A 22301-nucleotide genomic window follows, 5' to 3' on the forward strand; every position below is an offset into this window, starting at 1 on the left:
GGAGCATTCGTGAAAATACGCCTGACGCTTCTCGGCTCATTCTTTCTCGTCGCATCCAGCGCATTGCATGCTTTGGATTCGGTTCCGAAATCGGAGTACCGGCAGCGCCGCACTGCTCTCGCAGCAAAGATGAAGACCGGCGTGGCCATTCTCTTTGCAAATGAGGAGCCCGCGCTTGAGTACCAGGAATTCCGCCAGGATGAGGACTTCTATTACCTGACAGGCTGGAATGAACATGGTGCGGCCATGATCGTGATCCCGGCCGCGGACGCACAACCCGAGACTCCCGGAACTGCACTGGGCAGACGAGCGGCACAGCCGTATCGGGAGATTCTCTTTCTTCCTTCCCGTATAGCTCGATTGGAGAAGTACACGGGTGCGCAGATGGATGCTGCCACTCCCGAGATCACCGCAATCACCGGCTTCGATGAAGTCCTGCCCATGACTGAGCTTCCCGCTGTGCTGAACAAGCTTGCTCTGTCAGACCGCATGCGCCTGCGCAAAGTTTGGGCTGAACAGAACTCGCCGGAAGCGAAGTCTCTGCTGAATTTCGTGGGATCGACGCTGGGGTCGCCTGAAATTGATGCTGCTGAAGATGTCTCGCAACCGATCATGGAATTACGAGCCATTAAATCTCCGGCAGAGGTTGCACTGATCCGAAAGGCATCGAATGCATCCATTGCGGGGCAACTAGCCGGGATGCGTGCGATCAAACCTGAAGTTCGCGAACGAACGGTAGCGGGCGTTGAGTTGGCCAAGATGATGGAGGATGGCTGCGAGCGCGCCAGCTATCCGCCGATCGTAGGGTCGGGACCGAACTCGACAACGCTGCACTACAGCGAGAATTCACGCACGATGCAGGCTGGAGATCTGGTCGTGATCGACGCAGCTGGCGAGTACAGCATGTACGCCTCCGACATCACTCGAACCATGCCGGTCAGTGGGCATTTCACCGCGCGGCAGCGGGAGATCTACGAGATTGTTCTGGGAGCACAGCGCGCGGCTGCAGCGGCTTTCGTTGCGGGAACCTCGAAGATCAACGACCCTGAGCATAAACGGCCAGACTCACTGGATACAGTGGCCTTCGATTACATCAACGCTCATGGGAAAGACCTGCATGGCCAGCCTCTGGGTCAATACATGATTCATGGAATCGGGCACCTCGTCGGCATCGATGTTCATGATCCTTGGGATTACAGCAGGCCACTCGACAAAGGTATGGTCTTCACGATCGAACCTGGGATCTATCTTCCCGAAGAGGGCTTCGGCGTGCGTATCGAAGATACGTATTACGTAGATGAGAGTGGCAAGTTGATCGACCTGATCGAGAAGCTTCCTCACGAAGCCAAAGACGTGGAAGCTGCAATGAAGAAGTAAACGTTAAAAGAGAAAGGGCCCAGCAGCGATGCTGAGCCCTCACGCGTTCGACGCACTACCAGCGGATTCCAACGGTCACAGGAAAGTATCCCGTACGCTTGTTGTTTTCGGGATAGTAGGAGCTGACAGAGTTCGCGCTCGGTTGATTGTCGACCCAGGCGTAACGAGCCTCAGCATAGAGCTTCTGCGAGGCGAAACGCGACAATCGGTAGGTGAAGCCGATACCGCCGTTTACTCCTCCTGCATTGTTCGAGTAGTGATCGAAGGTCTGGTTCTGCGTGTATTGGTAGCAGAACCCATAGAAGTCGCAATAGACTCCCGTCGAGGGAAGAGTAAAGTTGGTGACTTTACGGTAGAACCCGCCGCCGCCGATCACATAGGCTCCCAGACTATCTCCCTGGTAGTAGGTGTACATCGGGTTCAGCGTAATCGACCACATGTGTGCATTGCCGTCCAGACCTGCAAAGCTGACAGGTGCGCCTGTATCGTCCGTCAGCCCGAGGTTTGTATAGCGAGTGTATTGCCGGTCCAGATTGCCGCCGGTCAGTCCAAAGCGGTCGTAGTCCCACTGCACAAGGAGCGCGAACTTCTTATTGAAGTTGTAGCCGCCGGCTACCTGTACCTTCCAGTTCAGGTCCAGTTCTTTGCCGGCCGATCCGGTCGGAAGGCCGAATCCGCCGCCTCCAGCGAAGGTGTACTTGTTGGAACCATCTGCGTGATGCCATCGATCACTATAGTTTGTCCGACGACCGTACCTTCTTCGCGGCGGGGGCTGATCTTCGCTACTGCCTATGTTGAAGTTCTCCGCCGATGCCGTCTCCTCGACGCCCACGCTCGAGCTATAACTTAAATCCGCAGGCTTCGTTAAATCGAGGGGAGCCATAAGGCTCTTCTTCAGGTCAATCGTCTTTCCAGCAGATGGAGCAGTGGCGGTCTGTGCAGAAAGACAGAGAGTTGCCGCGCCACTTAGAACTGTGACAGCCACCGTATGGGATATCACTTTGGAGAGGCGACGTGTTTTTATCGTCGAATGCATCCTTTTTACTCCTGAGTTGAATCTACGTGCTTCCTCTAACCCGAACTTGATGTGCTTGTTGTGTAGGACGCTCGGAAAGGGATTTTGGATGACAAAAGTATTTGGCCGGTTTGGTCACAAAAAGAGGGCATCTCGCAAGATGCCCTCTTTTCGCCAGCTGAGACTTGCTCTAGTGAATGTCGAACTGCTCGGGATGAAGACTTGGATCGGATTTGACCAGGATAGTCTTACCCACCATCTCTTCCATCTCCTGAAGCCATTTGGTGGATGACTTCAACTGCCTTACTACCTCAGGATGAACGCGCAGCATCACGTCGCCACGATCCAGGTGCTTGGACATCTTGCGCATCTCGACATAGATGTCGTTGCAGACCGTCACTGGCGATTTGACCATCCCCGTGCCTGCGCAGATGTTGCAAGGTGTCGAGAGTGTCCTCTCAAGGGACTGCTTGACGCGCTTGCGGGTGATAGCAACGAGACCGAAATCGTTGAACTGAAGAATCTTCGATGGTGCACGATCGCGCTTCAATTCTTCTTCTAGAGCTGCCATCACACGGTTGCGATTCTTCCGCTCGTCCATGTCGATGAAGTCGATGATGATGATCCCACCCAGGTCACGCAGGCGGATCTGACGAACGATCTCCGGAATAGCATCGAGATTCGTCTTTACGATCGTGTCCTCGAGCCGTGCCGTTTTACCGACATACTTGCCGGTGTTGATGTCGATTGCAACCAGCGCTTCAGTCTGATTGATTACGATGGAACCGCCAGATTTCAGCCATACCTTCGAGCGGAGAGCTTTGTTGATCTCCTCGGTGATGCCGAACTGCTCGAAGAGAGGCGTCTCCTTCGTGTAGAGCTTCACACGACGAATTAGACTCGGCTGGAAACGCTGCAGGAAGCGCAGCACACGCTCATACTCGGTCTCGGTGTCGACCCAGATCGCCGAGAAGGTATCTGTCACTTGGTCGCGCAAGATGCGTTCCACAAGGTTGAGATCGTGATAAATCAGCGCAGGCGACTTTGACGACTCCGACCGCTGCTTGATGTCGGCCCAGAGGTTCAGCAGGAAGCGAAGATCCGAACGCAACTCCTCTTCGGTAGCGCCTGAAGCGGCCGTGCGCACGATGAACCCGCCGGGTGCATCTCCCTTTTCACTGAGAAGAATCTCCTTCAACCGCCGCCGTTCGCCGTCGGATTCGATCTTCCTTGAGACCCCGGTGTGATTGACCGTCGGCATGAAGACGAGAAAACGTCCTGGCAGCGCGATGTGCGATGTGATGCGTGCTCCCTTTTTAGCGATGGGCTCCTTGGCAATCTGAACCAAGATCTCCTGCCCTGGCTTCAGGAGCTCTGTGATCGCCGGGAGGTCGGTCGCCTGCATGGAGCTTCGGCCGCGACCACGCCCACCGCTTCGATCCTGATCACTGTTGCCGCCCGCATGGCGACTGCGGTCGCGTCCTCGCCGATCGCGACGCCCATGGCGACGCTCGATGTCGCGCCGTGCCTGGTCAGGAGCAGCCTCTTCCACTGTGGCGACTGGCTCTTCTTCCTCGAAAGAATCGACGTGCGAAGATTCGTCCGGAGCCTCTTCGAAGGTCGAGTACTCCGCACCGAAGCTACCGTCTTCTACGGCGTCTTCCTCTTCGAAATCCTCTTCCTCTTCTCCCTCTACAAGGTTCGCACTGGTGATCTGATCGATCGACATCTCGCGAATCATTGCGCCCAGATCCGCCGCGCCTTCGAGGGTCTCTTCCTCGTCCAGATCGTCAAGCTCCTCAATCGAGGAGGCATGAAGCATAGTCGTATCGTAGTCATCACCGGAGATAGCCTGTTCCTCGATGACACTGGCACCGGGCTCGAACGCCTGATGTTCGGCTTCAGCCTCGACAGGATCCACGACGGGAGTGGGAGAAACCATCTCTCCCGTGGCATGGATCGAGGTGACCTCGTGGGTCTCCGACGTCTCTGCGCCACCGGATGTGCTGATCTCTTCCTGCGAAGTCTCCATGGGCTGAGCCGCCCATTCGGTCTCTTCGATCTCGGCATGCGGCAGTTCGGAGTGAGTTGCCGCGACTTCTTCCAACGCAACCGCAGCATCCTCCTCGACCGAGGCACTCTGACGGAATTCGCTGGGCGCAATGGGATCGAATCGGTAGGAAGCGGACGCTTCCTCCGGCTCATATTCCATGGGCTCCTGGATCTTTCCGGGTTCCGTTCGCTCCTCTGGCGCTACAGCTTCCTGGACTGCCGCTTGAGGCTCCGGCACAACCTCCTCAGTCGCCTCAGGGACAACAACAGGAGCTGCGTATCTCTCTGTGGTCTGTGGAGAGCTGCGACGCCTGGAGAGTGACTCTCCCGGCAGGGTCAGCCCACCATCCCAGCCTGCAGGAATTTCAAAGCCTGGTGCCGAGGGTACTGCCGGCACAGACACTGTTTCTTTTGAAGTCTGAGTTGCAGGCTCCCCGCCTTTTCGATATTTGGAAAGCGACTCTCCGGGCAGGATCAAGGGTTCGGCTGGAGCCGCATCCGAAGCGAACTCGTCTGCTGATGCCCCTTCAAGACCATAAAGCGAGGTCTTAGGCGCGAATCCGCGCGGCATCCTCCGCTCGCGGCGTTCACGATCCCGGCCACCCCGGCCGCGGTCTTCCCGGCCACCACGCTCTTGCCGGCTGAAGTTTTCCTGCCTCAGTTCCTGCTCCAGAGGAGCTTCGGGAAGGGTCTCTTGAACCGCTTCTGAAACTTCCAGATCGACGGGCAGGTTGCCAGAGGCTGCCTCGACCGGTGCCTCGGCGCCTGTCTCAGAGCCATACTGCCGGCCTCTTCCGCGCCGACGGCCACGGCGGCCTCGCCAGCGGCGGCTGCCGTCAGCTCCTGGTGCACCTTCGCCAATAACTTCGTTCCGGCCGGCTGCCGCTAGCTCCTCAGGAGCTTCGAGACTCTCTGGAGCGTAGGTTTCTTCGAGGCTGTAGTCCTCTGACGCCTGTGTGGGCTGCGCCACGTCCTGGCGGTCGCGACTTCCCCGGTCTTTGCGGTCGCGGCGTCCGCGTCCGCGGTCACCTCTGTTCTGATCCTCGGAGGCTGGTTCGCCACCTTCCAAGGTAATTGGCTCGCGGGTTCCACGATCCCGCTTTCCATTTTTCTTGGAGCCTTCGCTCTCAAAGTCGGCTGAATCGCCAGCCTCTTCCATGAAATCGGTGATGTACAGGAAGGCATCACGCTCCAGACCGATATCCACGAAGCTGGACTGCATGCCGGGTAGAACGCGGGTTACGCGGCCGTTATAGATCGATCCGGCCAGCGTGTATTCGTTCTCGCGTTCATAGTAAATCTCCGCGAGGGCGTCGTTTTCGACGATGGCAAGCCGCGTCTCGTGCGGCGTGCTGGATATGTAAATTTCCTTCGACATTTCTCTGCTCTTTCTGCCCCGATGGGCGGCAGACACGGCAGAGAGAAATCGCGAGCAAACCTAGCGAACCGCTAGGTGCAGCTCACCGAGGTACGGACAGGATCGGGAAATAGGTGCAGCGACTCGAATAAGCGTTCGATAGTGGTGGAAACAAGTCTCCCAACAGCCCTTCCGCCTAAGGCGGTCTGGATGGGACGATAGAGATCGGATACGCCAGGAGAATCTTCGAGCAACTGCCAGCATGCGGAGTTTGTGACCGTAACAACCTCAAAATTCAGAACTTGAGGCGGGGCCGTTTGCCATCCGGATGCAGTCATCTTCCGTGAAACCTGTCCGGCCAACGGATCGATGTCTCTCGCCTGGCCGGCCTTTTCTTTCAAATCTTGTTAAACCGCTCTGGCAATACGTGCCTGAAGAGAGCGGGATATCACTGACATGGCATCTACAGCCTGTCAGATTTCTTCTCCTAGTATTGCACTAAAGTCTCGACAACCGCCAGTGCGATAGCCGATACGGATTACGGCCATATACCAGACCGTAAGCTGTTCTTGAAACTCAGATTTCCGACAGGAGAATGCCGGTCTTCAGTTCACAAACCTTCGCATCCGAACGTTCATCACGATTCCCAGCGACAGGAATGTGAATAAGATGGACGATCCACCATAACTCATAAGAGGCAAAGGGATTCCCGTGACAGGCATAAGACCGACCACCATACCGATATTCACCGCAATCTGGAAGACGATGACAGCCACGACCCCCATGACGATGTAGGCTCCGGGAAGGTCGGCCGCAGTCTGCGCATTTTGAATCAGGCGCATCAGGATCAGGAAGTAAAGCAGAAGAACACCCATGGCTCCAACAAAGCCATGTTCTTCACAGAAGGCGGCGAAGATAAAGTCTGTATAAGGAATGGGGAGGAAGTCGCCTTGGGTCTGCGTACCTTTATTGGCGCCTTTCCCCCAGATGCCTCCCGAACCGACTGCGATCAGGGACTGGCGAATCTGGTATCCAGATCCCTTGGGGTCAGAGTCGGGGTTGAGGAAGGCGTTGATTCGGGCCTGCTGATACGGCTTCAGGCGCTTGCCGCTCTTCCAGGCAACGCCCCCCAGGAACATCAGCACGATCAGGATAATCCCAAGCTGCCGGAGCCGGATGCCACCTAAGAACAGACCTGCCATCAGGATAGGAGAATACGTCAGAGCCGTTCCCAGATCCGGCTGCGTCAATACCAAAACCATTGGGACGCACACCAGGGCCGCCGCTTTACCTATGTCAGACCAGGAAAGTTCCCTTCCTGTGAGGTTCCAGAAGTAGCGTGCGACCGCGACAATCAGCACGAGCTTGACCCACTCCGATGGCTGAAAATGCACCCCGCCACCCAGATTGATCCATCTTCGTGCTCCTAGAACCTTCTGGCCGGCAATCTTCACTGCGACGAGGGATAAGATGCTGATTCCATAGGCCCAAGGAACAATATCCAGGAGCCGATGATAGTCAATCATTGAAATCAGGAACATCAGGAACAGACCAAGAGCCAGAAAACCGATCTGCTTGTGGTCGAAGCCGTGGAACTTGGTATGGAGGGTCGCCGATTTGATCTCGAGGACGCTGATGATCGACAAAACGGCGACGAATCCCAGCAGGACCCAGTCAAAATCGCGGTAAGAGGTGAGGCGAAACATGTTCGACGGTTGTTCTCAGTGTAACCGTGAAACGCCAGGGATGAATTTGTTCGACCGTTACTTCCGACCGGACCGCAGCCTAGTCCGCCACACCGGAAGAAGCTTTAGCAGGAGCCTTCAAGGAAGACTGGTCGGATGGCATTGCGGGCGGAGTCTCCGCGATACGGACATTGTTCTCCTGTTTGCGCTGTTTATTGACGAACGTGGAGATCACCTGGGCAGCCAGCTGGGCAGAGTGCCAGCCCCAGTCACCGTTTTCGAGAAGGACAGCGACCACGATGTCCGGATTTCGTCTCGGAGCCATTCCAACGAACCATGCGTTAGGAACCGTCCTGTGGCCTCCACCACTGCGGGCCAACGCATCGTGGCTCATGACCTGGGCGGTTCCCGTCTTGCCTGCGAAATCGATCCCTTCCAGATGCGCTGGAGCCGCTGTATCGAAGCCTCCAGGAACTGTGGTCTGCGCCATCGCGTCGGTGATGATCTGCCAGTTATCGGTAGACAGAGGAACAGTCTTCTCCCCCGAACCGGGAAAGGTCTCATGAATTGCCTCCAACTCGTTCGGAGGAACTTCGTCCGGGAAGACGAGATGCGGACGGTGCAGTACGCCACCCGAGGCGATTCCGCCGATCGCACGCGCAAGCTGAAGCGGAGTAGCAGTCACCGCTCCCTGCCCGATCCCGACTGAGATGGTCTCGCCTGCGAACCATTTCTCATGGAAGTTCCTCATCTTCCACTCGGTGGATGGCATGGTGCCGGCAGCTTCATCGGGAAGATCGACTCCTGTACGCTGCGAAAAGCCGAGCTCAGTGGCGTATTTCGCTACCGTATCGATCCCGAGTTTGTTGGCCAGGGTGTAGTAGAAGGTGTCGCAGGACCACGGAATTGCGTTATGGATATCGACCATCCCATGGTGCTTATCGCAGGCGAAGAAATGCCCGTAGAACGAGGCTCCGCCGTTACACATGACGCGCATCGTCTGTGCCTCGTTCTCCTGAAGCCCTGCGTAGGACATTATGATCTTGAAGGTTGATCCCGGAGCCAGCTGTGCCTGAATGGCTTTATCCAGCAGCGGGTGGTCAGGGTTGGTCAAGATCTCATTCCAGTAACTTTTTGTGAGCCGGACCGCGAACTGATTAGGGTCGAAGCTGGGTCGGGAGACGAGAGCCAGGATCTCCCCTGTGTGGGGATCGAGGGCAACAAGGGCTCCCATCTTGCCCTCCATGGCCTTCTCTGCCGCCATCTGCACGTCAAGATCAATCGTCAATCGAAGATCTTTACCGGGAACGGCCATGGTCTCCCCCAGGTGTCCGATCTCTTTGCCATGGGAGTTGACGATGATATCCCGGCTTCCGTCTACGCCTCGCAGAAGCGCATCATAGGTCGCCTCGACACCGGATTTACCCACGACATCGCCGGGCTGGTAGAAGGCGTACTTCTCTTTATTCAGGTCGTCTTCGGAGATCTCGCCGACGTAGCCGATCAGGTGGGCCGCGAAGCCATCCCGGGGATAGACCCTCCTCTGCTCTTCCAGCGTCTCGAGCTCTGGAAGCTCGTTTCGATGTGCCTCGATAAATGCCTGCTCGTCCGGCGTGATGTCCTGCTTCAGGGGAATCGGCTGATATTTGGGAGCAGCCTGGAATCGCTTGACCGCTGCATGAATTTGATCGACCGTCAGGTGCAGCCCCGAGGCGATCATAGGCAGGTCTGTATTGAGGTCTTTCACCTGTTCGCGAAGCAGGTAGCAGGAGACAGAAGGATAGTTGTCGACCAGCAGCCGGCCTTGACGATCGAACAGCCTTCCGCGCGGTGCCATAACAGGAACCTTGCGAATTCGGTTGGCCTCCGCAAGCGCGCGGAAATTGTCTGCGCTTACCACCTCGAGACGCCAGAGACCGATGGAGAGGATAAGAAGTATAGCCGCGACAAGATACTGAGCTACATGCAGTTTGCCCAGTGGCAGTTTCTCGGCCTTCCCCAACGCGAGCTCAGTCTGTGGATTAAGTTCCATATCTCTCCGGTGTATCGATTAGACGTTCCAGAATGTTACTCAGCTCTCTTGGTGGTATCCAGCAAAAGGAAGACAGGAATCGCAAGCAACGAGTTCGCCAGCGCGCGGAAGAGCTCCTGAATCCATTGGAGATGAAGCTGCGTCTGGCCCAGCAACCGGCGCCCGATCGCAAATAGAATTACAGCGTTCAGGATGGAAAATACGAAGTTCATCACGACGCGCGTCGTGAGGCTATCGACGTCCACCTGTATGCCTATGCTTGCAGCGATGTAACCAATGACGCACTTTGCCATTCCATTGACGCCGATCGGACGGCCTGTCAGTGCGTCCTGGATCAGACCTATCGCAGCTCCGGTCAGGGTGCCGACTGAAGGGCTCCGTCGAGATACCGCGAAGAAGATGGTGACGATCAGAGGCAGATCGAGCATCGAAAAGCGCCAGTAAAGCTTTGATAACAGGACCTGCACAACAATGGCCGCAATCGGCACCAGGATGGTGACAGCGGGGGAAAAGCTATGCTCCTCAAGTTCGCGGCGTGATGTGTAACTAAGGCTTGGCATGAAGTCTAGTTTTCAGGGCTGGTACTGTCAGGCTTTGATGGATTCTTATGTTTCTGTGACGACACCCCGTCTTGAGCGGGCTCTGTGCCGGAGCTGTTCTGTGCGGCGGGAGGTGTTGAGGGAGCATATGCAGCTCGGTCCTGTTCTGCGCCCGGCTTGAGAGAGGATGCTGGAGGGGTCGCTCCCGGAGTGTAGCGGTCGGAATGGAGAATCGGCGCGGGCTTTGGAACCGCAAAACTCGTGGCGGGATTTGTAGCTGGAGTTTTGCTCGAATCGGCGGGAGTGCCCGCCGTCCCCTGCTCTCCCTCATGGATACTGGGCAGCTTTTCAGCAATAATCTGCGCAGCCGAGCGAGCCGCGGCCTCAGCAGCTTCTTCCTCCGCAGCGGCCTTGGCGGCAGCCATCTCCTTCGCCGTCGCCGCGCCCTGCGCAAGATCTTTCTGAGCCAGGGGAGCAAGATCGTTTTGCGTTCCCGTTATGACCAGGACCTCCTCAAGCTGAAAGAGGTTCGTTGCCGGCTTCACCTGGATGATGGTGTAGGGCTGGTGCTCTGGGTCGGGCGCGATCGACTCAATGGTTCCAACTTTGAGGCCTCGAGGATAGACCTGGTCGCCTCCCGAGGTAAGGACCTGCTCGCCCGGCTTGATACGCGAATCCGGAGTGAGGTTGGTGATTACGATATGACCTCCCTGGCCGCCTCGAAGTATGGCCCGGATTCTGGTCGATGCAAACAGAACTCCCGCACCGGAGGTGGGATCGTTGATCAGCAGCACCTGGGCCGTATGGGGGGAAGTCTGAGGGAAGACCTCACGGATCTTTCCGACGATTCCGTCAGGGGTCATCACTGCCTGATCCACCTTCAGTCCGTCGGCACTGCCTTTGTCGATATACAGCACCCGCGATTGATCGGTGCCGCTACCCCCAATGACCTGGGCTGCCACAGTCGAGGTCACATATTTGCGCTGAAAATTTAGGAGTGTCTGCAGACGGTGGCCCTGAAGAGCGTCTTCCGCTAGCTGTGCCTGCTCCAGCCGCAGGCGCGCCACCTCATCCTTCAGCTCATGGTTCTGTTGTCGCGTGTTACGCAGATCTATATAGTTCGACCACCCGAAGCGCAGGTTGTAGCCGATGCCATGAAAGAACTTCTCTACCGGAGCCATTGCCCCCACTGCCCAAGATCGGAGCAACGTCACCTTCTTGCCATCGGGCGCTCCCACCTCTGCCGGCCTGCGGACCTGGATCGCAAGACCGATGGTCTGGGCCAGAAGAACGACCACCAGAACCAGCACGTTTTTGAATCGAGAGAAGAAGGACTCCATGGGCTGTACTTAATTATCCCGCGAGTCGGGGTCCCGTGCAGGTTGGCGCTTATGGTGCTTTTGGGTCAAAATTACCCAAAACGGGCGTCAGAAGATCGTGGACGCGAATCGGACCAGCCCCTCGCGCCAGACGATGTAGCTATGCGTGCCTTCGGGGACGTCCAGGTCGACCTCCTGGCCCCGACCTCGCAGCCACGCCGCAAGGCGTTTGTTGCTGTCCAGCAGCTCATCGTTACGCCCGCAGACCATCTGAATCCTGTGAGAAATCCTGGTAAATGAAGGAATTTCTACGTCAAAATTGAGATTTATAAGAGCGGAGCTCTCGCCTCCTACCCATCCGAAGCGGTCTGGGTGCCGCAATCCGATGATCATGCTTTCGAGGCCCCCCATCGAGGCTCCGATGATGGCAGTCCCTTCTGGATCTTTGCGAACGTTGTACATGGAGGCTACGCGAGGCATCACCTCCGAAATAAGGGCTTTTTCGAATAATCGAAGGTTCCGATCCACGGCCTCCGGATGGCTCCAGAGATCATAGTCGTCCGCAAACTTCATCTCGCCATACCCAAGCGGCATAACAACTACCATCGAGCGGGCTTTGCCCTGCGCAATCAGGTTGTCGAGGATAAGGTTTGCCTGTCCGAAGCGGTTCCAGCTGTCCGCCCGATCGCCCCACACGTGGAGCAGATAGAGCACAGGATAGGGCTTACCCTTCGGATCGTATCTTGGCGGGGTATAAACCACGAAGTCGCTTCTGTTCTCGGGCAGTCCCTCCACGACCGCCGAGGTGTACTGATGACTGGAGACGTCTCCCCGCGGAGCCCCAGCATCTTCCCATGGTTCAGGTGGATGGCCCGCTACAAGGAGAAGGTCATTGCCATATCGTCGTGCCGTGCTCTGGGGATCGTGGACCGTCTTGGGGCTTCCATCGATGGAGAAGCGATAACCGTAGATCTCCGGCCTCAGCGGGTTCGTCGTAACCGTCCAGACGCCGCTCTGCGTCTTTTGCATGGCCAGCCGGTCAGGACGATTTTCGAGCACCAGATCGACCCGATTCGCCGCAGGGGCGAAGAAACGGAAGGTGACCGTGTGATCGGGATGAACTTCTGTAGAACGAAAGCTGGGTGTCTTTTGCGTCAGCGCTGGTTGAACGAGGAGGATCGACAGCACGATTGACACACACGCGCCTGCCAGCTTTGGGCGGATGACCATACGCGACAAGTGTAGCGGACGCGGATCACCAGACTGGACGGATGCAGCGCATAATAAGAGAGATGGCATTACGCTCTGGTTTCGTCTCTATCATCGGCCGCCCGAATGCGGGTAAGTCCACGCTGCTTAATGCGCTGCTGGGCCAAAAGCTCGCTATCGTGACTCACAAGCCACAGACGACCCGCACCAGGATCCAGGGCGTTCTTGAGGTTCCGTTGCGAAAGAAGACACGCGCAGATGCCGGACTGCCTGCCGCCCAGGTGGTGCTGGTCGATACCCCAGGTATCCACAAGCCAGCCACCCAACTGGATCGCCGGATGATGCAGGAGGTTCAGGATGCGCTGGAATCTCGCGATGTGGTTCTCTTCATCGTGGACGTAACCCATCGTCTGCCGCGCGAGCAGGATTCCGACAGTAAGTCTCCCACTGCCGTTCGACGAAAGCTTTCGGCAGCCGAGGATGAATTTGCCCTCTCCTTCATACGCAAGTTGACCTGCCCCGTCATCCTCGTTCTCAACAAAATTGATTCCGTCGCAAAAGCCGACCTTCTGCCATTGATCGCTCATTGGAGCGCACTGCATACCTTCCGCGCAGTCATTCCGATCTCCGCGCGAAAGAAGCAGGGTCTGGATCTCTTGCTGGATCAGGTTGTCGCGCAGCTTCCACAAGGACAGCGCTACTTCCCGAAGCATCAGTTGACCGACCAGCCCGAGCGCTTCCTTGTCGCCGAGATCATTCGTGAGAAGATTCTGTTGCTGACGGGCGAAGAGGTGCCTTACGCCACGGCCGTAATAATTGAGAAATTCGAAGAACCCGCTTCTACGAAGAAGACCAAGGATGGCAAGCTTCCGGTCACGAAGATCTCCGCTGCCATCTTCTGCGAACGAGCTGGACAGAAGGCAATCCTGATTGGTCGCGGCGGAGAGATGCTCAAGCGGATCGGCACCACCGCCCGCAAAGAGATCGAGTCCCTCCTGGGGACGCGCGTGTTTTTGGAGCTGTTCGTCAAGGTTCACGAAGACTGGCGCAGTTCGACGAGCTTTGTGGAAGATCTTGACTGGCGCCGTCAGTTGGAAGAGATCGCCACGCGCCAAGCCAAAGAGTAGTCACTGCACTCCTTGACTTGACGCTCCGCAGCTCGATCCATATTCTCCTCGCACCGAAAGAAGTCCTGGTTCACGTTACCGCTAGCGTTTTCCGTTTTATATGCTCTATAGCAAGGAAAGGGGGAGTCCTGTTGCACGATAGATCTCTCATCCAGCGTTCCGGGATAGACCGACGCATCTTCTTGAAGATCGCCAGTCACGCTGCAGCGGCTGCGGCGTTCGCTCCCGCCGCACTGGCTGCCGCACCCTCCGCGAAGAAGTACGAGCCGTTCGCGATGGGGCTGCTGATCAAGCCGTTCCCTGATCCTGAACCGAAGATTGCTCTCGTTCGCCAGCTTGGTATTCCGACGTGCTTTCTGTCACTCGACGATTACATCGGCAAGTTCACACCTGGACTGGTAACAAAAATGCGGGATGCTCTCGACAAGCATCAGATTGTCGCTACCACCGTAGAGGTCGTCCGCCCCGAACCGTTGAAGTGGAACTTCCTCGATGGGCCTTCGACGATTGGGATTGTTCCGCGGGCTTACCGCGCGGCGCGAATGGATGCACTCAAGCAAGTCTCTGATTTTGCAAAACAGTTAGGCGTCGATAAGGTTCAGACTCACTGCGGCTTTATGCCCGAGGATCCCAAAGATCCCCTCTATGCAGAGACGGTCCAGGCCATCCACGAACTCACGCTGTATTGTGCAGGCAACGGGCAGAGCTTCCTTATGGAGACAGGCCAGGAGACTCCAACCACCATGCTGCGCGTGATCAAGGACGTGAATCATCCTGCACTTGGAGTGGGCCTGGATACCGCAAACCTGATCCTGTACGGTAAGGCGAACCCCGTGGATGCGGTCAAAATCCTCGGCCCTTACATAAGGGCTATGCACGCCAAAGATGGCAAATGGCCTACTAACCCGATGGAACTCGGCCAAGAGGTCGTGATCGGCAAAGGTGAGGTGGATTTTGCCAAGGTTTTCACCGGTCTTCGCGCCGCAGGCTACAAAGGCGCGGTGAGCATAGAGCGGGAGACCTCCGGGCCGCAGCAGATAGAAGACGTACGGCAGGAGAAGGTCTACCTGGAGCACGTCCTCGCTCAGACCAGCAACGTATAAACCAGGAAGCGGAGAGAATTGCATGGATCGACGGCAGTTTGTACAGGGTGCAGCCACGGCATACGGACTCATGATTGTGAAACCCGAGACAGCGTTCGGCTATGCTGCCAACTCACGCGTACGCTACGGCCTGCTGGGCTGCGGCAGGCGCGGCACTGCTGTAGCAACCTCATTCGCCAAAAATGCCGGGGTTGAGATTGTTGCACTCGCCGACATATTTCCTGATCAACTCGCGACGGCAAAGACTCATTTCGATGCGGTCAACGCTTCGCTCCAACTCCCGCCCATCGATAGTCGCCGCACCTTCCGCGGTCATGATGCGTCCCAGGCGATCGCCGCTTGCAAGGATGTCGATGCGATACAGATCTCCACGCCGCCTTTCTTCCATGTGGAGCATCTCGAAACTGTCACTGCGGCCGGAAAACATGCCTATTGCGAGAAGCCCGTCGGAGTCGATATTCCCCAGACGAAGCATGCGCTTGAGATCGCTCGCCGCCACGATGGCAAGGTGAGTATGGCAGTCGGTTTTCAGATTCGCTCCGCACCACCTTTTGTCGAACTGGTTCACCGGATTCACTCAGGACAGATCGGAAAGATGGCGCAGATCGCGGCGTTCTATAACGCACCGCCTGCCGTCATGGTCGACAAGGGACAACCGTCCTCTGACGAATATCGCCTGCGTAACTGGTTGCTCTATCGCAACCTCTCCGGAGACATGCTCCTCGAGCAGAACATCCACGTCATAGATGTCTGCAATTGGGTCATGAACGCACATCCAGTCTCTGCATTTGCGAAGAGCAGCCGCAAAGTTGTTCAGAGTCCGGGCGATACTTCGGATAACTATGAGGTCATCTTCACCTATCCGGGGGGAGTAGAACTCAGCTTCTCTTCAACACAATTCAGTAAGAATAATTTCTTCGATGTGTCGGAGCGCTTCTTTGGCTCGGAAGGACTCGCGGAAGCTCCTTACAGCGGCCCTCTTCAGATCAGGGGAACCCAGCCGTGGAAGTGGAACGCACCGGTGAATGCAACAGCGGGACAGTTCGCTGCCAACGGTGCCTTTACCGACAACCTCGCCGAAGCCGATGCGATGAAAGATCGCGACTTCATTCAGAGCATCGTCTCTGGCAAGTTGCAGAACCAGATTGCCGCAGGTGTCGATACCGCCCGAAGCTGCATTATGGGTCGGAAAGCTGCAGAGACCGGCCGTATCGTCACATGGCAGGAGATCGAGGCGGATACTGAAGCCTACTCACTGGGGTTCAATCTTTCGCAGTTCACCTGATCGTTGCTGTACTAATCCTTTAGGTTCACGCCGAGTGCCTTCATCTTGCGATAAAGATGACTACGCTCAAGTCCAAGCCCCTCTGCTGCGCGGCTTACATTGCCGTGAACCTCATCCAGCTTTTTCAGGATGAACTCGCGCTCGTAAGCCTCGCGGGCCTCCACCAGGCTCGAGAACTCTTCTGTCTTCGTACTCACCCTGCCGGACTCCGTCAACTTGGGGCCGCGATATACAAGCATGGGCAGATGCTTCTTCTCAATCCGTTGCACCTTCGGATTCAGGATCAGGACTCGCTCCACCAGATTGCGGAGCTCACGCACATTCCCCGGCCAGTGATACTGCCGCAGAGCAGTCAAGGCATCCTCTGTCATCTCCATATGCGGCCTGCCGTAGCGCGGCCCAAACTCTTCGAGGAATTCCTTTACCAGTAGAGGGATATCTTCCTTCCGCTCTCGCAATGGCGGAACATAAAACGGGATGACGTTCAGCCGGTAGAACAGATCCTCGCGAAAGTTGCCGCGAGCGATCTCTTCCTCAACGTCCTTATTTGTAGCAGCGATTACCCGCACGTCCACGTGAACGGGATGCGAAGCGCCTACGGGAAGAAATCGTTGCTCATCGAGAGCGCGCAGCACCTTTGCCTGCGTCTTCAGGCTCATGTCCCCTACTTCATCGAGAAAGAGTGTTCCTCCATCTGCCCGCTCGAACGTCCCTCGTTTTTCGGGTGGCCCACCCTGCACTGCTCCATGCCGATAGCCAAAGAGCTCACTCTCGATGTAGTCCTCCGGAATAGCCGCACAGTTGAGCTCGATAAAGGGACGATCCTTCCGCAGACTTGCCGCATGCATTGCCCGTCCGATTAGCTCTTTTCCTGTGCCGCTTTCGCCAAAGATCAGAACTCGTCCATTTGTGGGAGCCATCAGTTGGATCTGCTGACGGAGCGCCTTCATAGCAACACTCTGGCCGGTCACGTTGCCTTTGCCTGCCAGTTGGCGCGCAAACTCTGCATTGTCGGCTCGCATCTGGCGAGCCCGCATCGCGTTGTTGACCACGATGAGAGTGCGTTCCAGAGAGAGCGGCTTCTCCAAAAAGTCGTAAGCTCCCAGTTTTGTCGCCCGGACGGCGGCCTCGATGGTCCCATGCCCGCTGATGATGACCACCTCAGGAAGGTTTGCGGTCTCCATTCTGCGCATCTCGCCCAGGGTCTCTAGACCATCGCGGTCCGGCAACCAGATATCAAGAAGCACAACGTCATAATCGGCATCGCGAACCAGATCCAGTGCCTCGCCCGCGGTCGCACAGGTCGTCACCAGGTACCCTTCTTCGCGCAGAATCCCCTCGAGCGATTCGCGAATCTCTCCCTCATCGTCGACGATTAATACATGATTCAAGCGATCACACCTCCTGTTCCATTCACCGCAGCGGTCGTCTCTGATTCTCCATCTCCGACCGTAGCGGGGCGTAGCTCGATAATAAATTTCGCGCCCTTGGGAACATTCTTTTCGGCGCGGATTGTTCCCTGATGTTCCTGAATAATCTTCGCCGCAATTGCCAGCCCTAACCCCGTCCCTCGCTGTTTCGTGGAGAAGTAAGGAAGGAACAGCCTTTCACGCATCTCATCGGTAAGGCCCGAACCGGTATCGGAGATGGTTAGTTCCACCATTCCATTCTCCAGCAGACCCGTTGTGATTCGCAGCTCCCTCAGAAGACTCGATTGCATGGCCTCGGCGGCGTTATCGATCAGGTTGCCCAAAGCCCGCTTGAGTGCCTCCGGATCAGCCAGCACAAGAGGAAGCCCCTTGCTCACACGATTGATCAGGGTGATGCTCTGCATGCGTCCCGCAAACATCGCCAGCGAATTTTCAACAATAGTATTCAGATCTGCCGGACGGGGCTGTGCCGTAGGAAACTCGGCCAGTGCAGCGAATTGATCGACGAGAGATCGCATGCTCTCGACAGAACCCGAGATCACCTCGCTGCATCGACGAATCACACCTGTGGAAGCGGATTCAATCTCGTTCGTTCGGAGCGTCTCTGCCAGTCGGTCGATGTGTCTCCGTATCTGCTCAGCAGATAGGCCGATTGGCGTCAATGGATTCTTAATCTCGTGCGCCACTCGCCGCGCGACCTCCTTCCACGCAGACTGCTTCTGCGCTCGCAACAACTCGGTCGCGTCCTCCAGAACGAGCACATAGCCGCGATGCTCCCGGCGCAGGCGATCATTTCCGACTGAGGTCTCAAGCAGCGCGACCGTCACCAGCAGATTGAGCGTTCCACCGAAACGCTCGGCTCCTGGTGCCGTTATCTCGATTTCGCTGGAGGCTGCCCCCATACGATGACTCCGACGAATCAGCCGATCGAGAAGCTCAACCACCTCGGAAGGAAATAGCTCTTCTATTGCCAGACCAAGAAAGGGCCGTTGACCGCCGGGGTCGATCATCTCGCTCAACGCGCGGTTCGTAAGGATGATCCTGCGATCTGCATCCAGCATGGCCACGCCATTCGGGATGGTCTCGAGCATGGTCTCCAACTCTCCGCGTCGGGCCTCAAGTGCTGCATTTGCAGCACTCAGTTGAATGGTCGACTCTTCCACCGCCCTGCGACTGCCTTCAAGATCTGCAGCCATATGATTGAAGCTTCGCACCAGCTCACCAAGCTCCTGCGTCGCGCTCTCCTTGACGCGGTGTCCGTAATCCCCCGCGGCAATGGCAGCCATGGCATCGGCGAGAGATTCGACCGGTTTGGTCACCTGCTTGGAGAGATGAAGGGCGAGCCAACTGGATGAGAACAGCGCAAGACTGGTCATCATCAACAGCAAAAGCATGTACAGATTTCTAAGCTGACGCCTGCTTCGGAAGAGCACCCAATAAGTGTCGGCGGCAGAGCGGAGGCTCGCCATCGTATCGGCAAGCCCGTGAGGCATAGGTAAACCAACAACGACCATTACTCCGTTCCTTGCCGTTGCGGTACCCAGAGCATAATCCGTGTCACCGACGCTAAAGACAGGAACATCGCTGCGCCGAGCTGTAACAAAGATGGCGTCGTTCTTCGAAAGGCTCTGATCGGCTTGAAGACTGTCGTTCTTTCGTCTGCCATCCGGGGACGTTGCCGACGTCTCTGGAATCCACGGCTTTACCCGGGCAGGCGCACCGTTGCCCTCGGGCACCTGGAACGATGTCACAAATCGCTGATCGCGATAGACAGCGACAAATCCGCTCTGCAGCGTAATCTCATGCTTGCGGAGGACGCCCTGAACTTGGCTGGCATAATGCTGGGCCGACGTTTCTTCTCCTATGTCCGGCAGCGTTGTTGCAACGGATTCCGCTTCAGCCCTCGCATTCGCAGTCGTGTATCGAGCCAGTTCGAACGCCATGCTGTTGCTGGCGTCCCGCATCTCCGTCACAGGTTGCGAAAACCAACGTTCGACAGCCCGGTTCAGAAGCAGGTAGCTGAACGCGAACATAAACGAGATGGGAAGCAGGCTTACCAGTACGGCTCCCCACAGCATCCGCGTGCGCAACCTTGTGCCCATCACGTTGCTGCGTTGGTCCGCGTAGAGTTTCAAGACATTGCGGACCAGCATCACCAGTACGGCGACAAAAAGCAAGAATGCAACGATGGAAAGACCCGTGTAGATAAAGATTTGGCCGGTGGTCTCCGGATCGAGAAACCGCTTGTTGAATGCATTGAGAGCAGCCAGCGCTGCAAGCAACACCAGCAGGCAGGTTCCCAGCGCGATGCTCAGTACCTTCCGCCTGTTGTCGTTCATCCAAACCTCCGCGCACCAGAGACTAGGCCAGTTCCGTTACGCTCTTCCAATCGCGCTGCTGCGCAGCGGCCACCGCTTCATAGGTAAGAACGCCATCGAAGGTATTTACACCTTCTGCAATACCCTTATCTTCGCGAATCGCCTCTTTGGCTCCCAGCCTTGCCAGCTTCATCACATACGGGAACGTTGCGTTGGTCAGGGCAAGAGTAGACGTGTTCGGAACAGCGGCCGGCATATTGGTTACGCAGTAATGGACCACTCCGTTGACCTCGTACGATGGATCGCTGTGCGTGGTCGGGTGAGCTGTCTCGATGCATCCGCCCTGATCGATAGCGACGTCCACGATGACTGCTCCCTTCTTCATCTTCTCAACCATTGCCTTCGTCACGATCTTGGGCGCAGCGGCACCCGGAATCAACACTCCGCCAATCAGCAGGTCGGCCTCGCTGGCTGCACGCGCGATGTTGTAGCTGTTGGAGGCCATCGTGAAGACGCGGCCATTGAATATGTCGTCGAGCTCCCGCAGTCGGTTGAGGTTCAGATCGATCAGTGTGACTTTCGCTCCCATGCCCAGCGCGATCTTCGCCGCATTGGTACCGACGATTCCGCCGCCGATAATGCAGACCGAAGCTGGAGGAACCCCGGGCACACCACCCAGAAGAAGACCCCGGCCCCCATGCTCCTTGGTCAGATATTCGGCACCGATCTGGACGCTCAATCGCCCGGCAACCTCGCTCATCGGTGTGAGGAGCGGAAGGGATCCCGCGCGATCCCGGACGGTTTCATATGCGATCCCGGTGACCTTTTTCTCAAGCAGAGCGTCTGTCAGTTCCTTCAGAGGCGCAAGGTGCAGATAGGTGAACAAGACCAGGCCCTCGCGGAAGTGCCGATATTCCTTCTCCACCGGCTCCTTGACTTTGACCACCATTTCGGCCAGACGCCAAACGTCATACGCAGAACCGACGATCTCCGCGCCAGCCTCCTGATACTCGTCGTCCGGCATCGCCGAGAGAACCCCGGCGTCATGCTCCACCAGAACTTTGTGACCAGCCTCGACAAGTGCCTTCACACCGGCAGGAGTAACACCCACTCGGCTCTCGTGGTCCTTCACTTCCTTAGGTACACCAATGATCATCTTTGTCTTTCGCTCCACAATTGATTGTATCGACGCTTTCACGAAGTGTTGCATTTGGGGTGTAGCTATCTCATATACTGACCCCAATGGCCTCCCCTACGCGTCAATTTGCGCCTATCGATTTCAAATCTCGCTTTCCGGCGCTTGATGGTATCCGGGCCCTGGCAATCCTGATGGTCTTCGCTCTGCACTATGGCGGCGGAACCCATGGGGGCGCGTTTCTTCAGCTCGTCAATCAGATTCGCCTCAGAGGTTGGATGGGCGTCGACCTGTTTTTTACCCTCTCGGGTTTTCTGATCACCGGCATTCTCTTTGACACGCGAGCGGATTCACACTACTTCAAGAGATTTTTCGCGCGGCGGAGCGTCCGCATCTTCCCTATCTTTTATCTGGTATTTACCGTTTTTCTTATCCTGACCCCGATCCTTCACTACCAGTGGAAGGGTGGGCACCTGCTGTTTCTGCTCTATTTCGGCAACCTGGCCATGGTCGCCAATCCGAGTCTTGAAAACATTAATTCAGCGACCCATCCCGCCTTTTCGGCTCATCTCTTTCACTTCTGGTCGCTATGCGTGGAGGAGCAGTTCTACCTTATCTGGCCGCTGGTCGTCTGGCTGGTGAAGGAACGAATAAACCTCATCCGGATCGCCACTCTTCTGTCAGTTATCGCCCTGGTTCTGCGGATCGGAATGGTTCAGGTCGTCCCCTCCACCCATCTCGAAAGCTGGATGGCGCATCAGCTGCCTTTTCGCATGGACTCGCTGCTCCTGGGTGCGATCCTGGCCCTTGTGCTTCGTGGAGCGAATGCAGATCAGTGGCAGAGAAGCTGCAAATGGTGCTTCCTTATCGCTGCAGCTGCTTTCACAGCGCTCTCCATTGCGATGCCATCCCTCAATGCACCCTGGCTGAACACGATCGGCTTCTCCCTGCTGGCCGTGGCGTCTGCCGGTCTGATCGGCGTAACTCTCCGTCGCGAATCTCAAGCTTTTCGCCTCTTCAATCTCAAGCCGCTGCGCATTCTTGGGAAGTACAGCTACGGGTTTTACGTTTACCACGTACTCTGGGCTAGCGCCTGGTGGGCATTAGAGGCTTCACTGATCACCCGCTTTCATTCCTCCATCCTGGCAAACGCCATCTGCGATGTACTTAGCTTCACGGTGTCATTCCTGGTCGCGAAGATAAGCTATGATCTCTTCGAGGTCCGGTTCCTCCGCTTCAAAAAGAACTTCGAATATGACTCCGAACTCCGCGAGCACCGAACCAACTTCGCGGAAGAGCTGAAAGTCTGACCGCTTCA

Annotated in this window: 15 protein-coding genes; 5 read left to right on the forward strand and 10 right to left on the reverse strand. The window is 56.6% G+C overall.

The window, feature by feature from the left end; translation table 11 throughout:
- The first annotated feature begins 9 nt into the window (after positions 1–9).
- Entirely contained in the window at positions 10–1377 is a 1368-nt protein-coding gene (locus JAO29_RS00640; RefSeq protein ID WP_334266234.1) for a Xaa-Pro peptidase family protein, read from the forward strand.
- A gap of 55 nt (positions 1378–1432) precedes the next feature.
- Here the strand turns inward: JAO29_RS00640 and JAO29_RS00645 are convergent, their stop codons facing one another.
- The 7 genes from JAO29_RS00645 to JAO29_RS00675 all read right to left on the reverse strand — a co-directional run bounded on the left by JAO29_RS00645 (position 1433) and on the right by JAO29_RS00675 (position 12573).
- Positions 1433–2413 (reverse strand): hypothetical protein, encoded by a 981-nt coding sequence (locus JAO29_RS00645; protein WP_334266235.1) that lies wholly within the window; start codon positions 2411–2413, stop codon positions 1433–1435.
- Between the two features lie 169 nt (positions 2414–2582).
- Positions 2583–5822, reverse strand: a complete 3240-nt coding sequence (locus tag JAO29_RS00650; RefSeq protein WP_334266236.1) for an Rne/Rng family ribonuclease — start codon at positions 5820–5822, stop codon at positions 2583–2585.
- Between the two features lie 584 nt (positions 5823–6406).
- Positions 6407–7507: a rod shape-determining protein RodA gene (gene rodA, locus JAO29_RS00655; RefSeq protein ID WP_334266237.1), complete on the reverse strand. Its 1101-nt coding sequence runs from the start codon at positions 7505–7507 to the stop codon at positions 6407–6409.
- 79 nt (positions 7508–7586) lie between these two features.
- On the reverse strand, positions 7587–9518 hold the full coding sequence (mrdA, locus tag JAO29_RS00660) for a penicillin-binding protein 2 (protein WP_334266238.1): 1932 nt from the start codon (positions 9516–9518) through the stop codon (positions 7587–7589).
- Positions 9519–9553: 35 nt separating this feature from the next.
- Positions 9554–10078 (reverse strand): rod shape-determining protein MreD, encoded by a 525-nt coding sequence (mreD, locus tag JAO29_RS00665; RefSeq protein ID WP_334266239.1) that lies wholly within the window; start codon positions 10076–10078, stop codon positions 9554–9556.
- Between the two features lie 5 nt (positions 10079–10083).
- Entirely contained in the window at positions 10084–11397 is a 1314-nt protein-coding gene (gene mreC, locus JAO29_RS00670) for a rod shape-determining protein MreC (protein WP_334266240.1), read from the reverse strand.
- Positions 11398–11484: 87 nt separating this feature from the next.
- Positions 11485–12573, reverse strand: coding sequence for an alpha/beta hydrolase-fold protein (locus JAO29_RS00675; protein ID WP_334266241.1), 1089 nt, complete (start codon positions 12571–12573; stop codon positions 11485–11487).
- A 95-nt stretch (positions 12574–12668) separates the two neighbouring features.
- Here JAO29_RS00675 and era point away from each other — a divergent pair, with 95 nt between their 5' ends.
- The 3 genes from era (at position 12669) to JAO29_RS00690 (ending at position 16100) form a co-directional block, all read left to right on the forward strand.
- Entirely contained in the window at positions 12669–13712 is a 1044-nt protein-coding gene (era, locus tag JAO29_RS00680; protein WP_334266242.1) for a GTPase Era, read from the forward strand.
- 131 nt (positions 13713–13843) lie between these two features.
- The gene (locus JAO29_RS00685; protein WP_334266243.1) at positions 13844–14815 is read left to right on the forward strand and encodes a sugar phosphate isomerase/epimerase family protein; all 972 of its coding nucleotides are present in this window, start codon (positions 13844–13846) and stop codon (positions 14813–14815) included.
- A gap of 22 nt (positions 14816–14837) precedes the next feature.
- A complete protein-coding gene (locus JAO29_RS00690; protein WP_334266244.1) occupies positions 14838–16100 on the forward strand; it encodes a Gfo/Idh/MocA family protein in 1263 nt (420 codons plus the stop codon).
- An 11-nt stretch (positions 16101–16111) separates the two neighbouring features.
- On the opposite strand, the gene JAO29_RS00695 is transcribed toward JAO29_RS00690, so the two are convergent.
- From JAO29_RS00695 to ald, 3 genes are read right to left on the reverse strand one after another with little or no spacing between them, the layout of a single operon-like run.
- Complete coding sequence (locus JAO29_RS00695; RefSeq protein ID WP_334266245.1) at positions 16112–17491, reverse strand: sigma-54-dependent transcriptional regulator; 1380 nt, start codon at positions 17489–17491, stop codon at positions 16112–16114.
- Positions 17488–19869, reverse strand: coding sequence for a sensor histidine kinase (locus JAO29_RS00700; RefSeq protein ID WP_334266246.1), 2382 nt, complete (start codon positions 19867–19869; stop codon positions 17488–17490). The genes JAO29_RS00695 and JAO29_RS00700 overlap by 4 nt, the downstream gene beginning before the upstream one ends.
- A gap of 22 nt (positions 19870–19891) precedes the next feature.
- Positions 19892–21004 (reverse strand): alanine dehydrogenase, encoded by a 1113-nt coding sequence (ald, locus tag JAO29_RS00705; protein WP_334266247.1) that lies wholly within the window; start codon positions 21002–21004, stop codon positions 19892–19894.
- A gap of 86 nt (positions 21005–21090) precedes the next feature.
- Here ald and JAO29_RS00710 point away from each other — a divergent pair, with 86 nt between their 5' ends.
- Positions 21091–22293: an acyltransferase family protein gene (locus JAO29_RS00710; protein WP_334266248.1), complete on the forward strand. Its 1203-nt coding sequence runs from the start codon at positions 21091–21093 to the stop codon at positions 22291–22293.
- Positions 22294–22301 lie beyond the last annotated feature (8 nt).

The organism is Edaphobacter sp. HDX4, from assembly GCF_036877565.1.
Lineage (GTDB): Bacteria > Acidobacteriota > Terriglobia > Terriglobales > Acidobacteriaceae > Edaphobacter.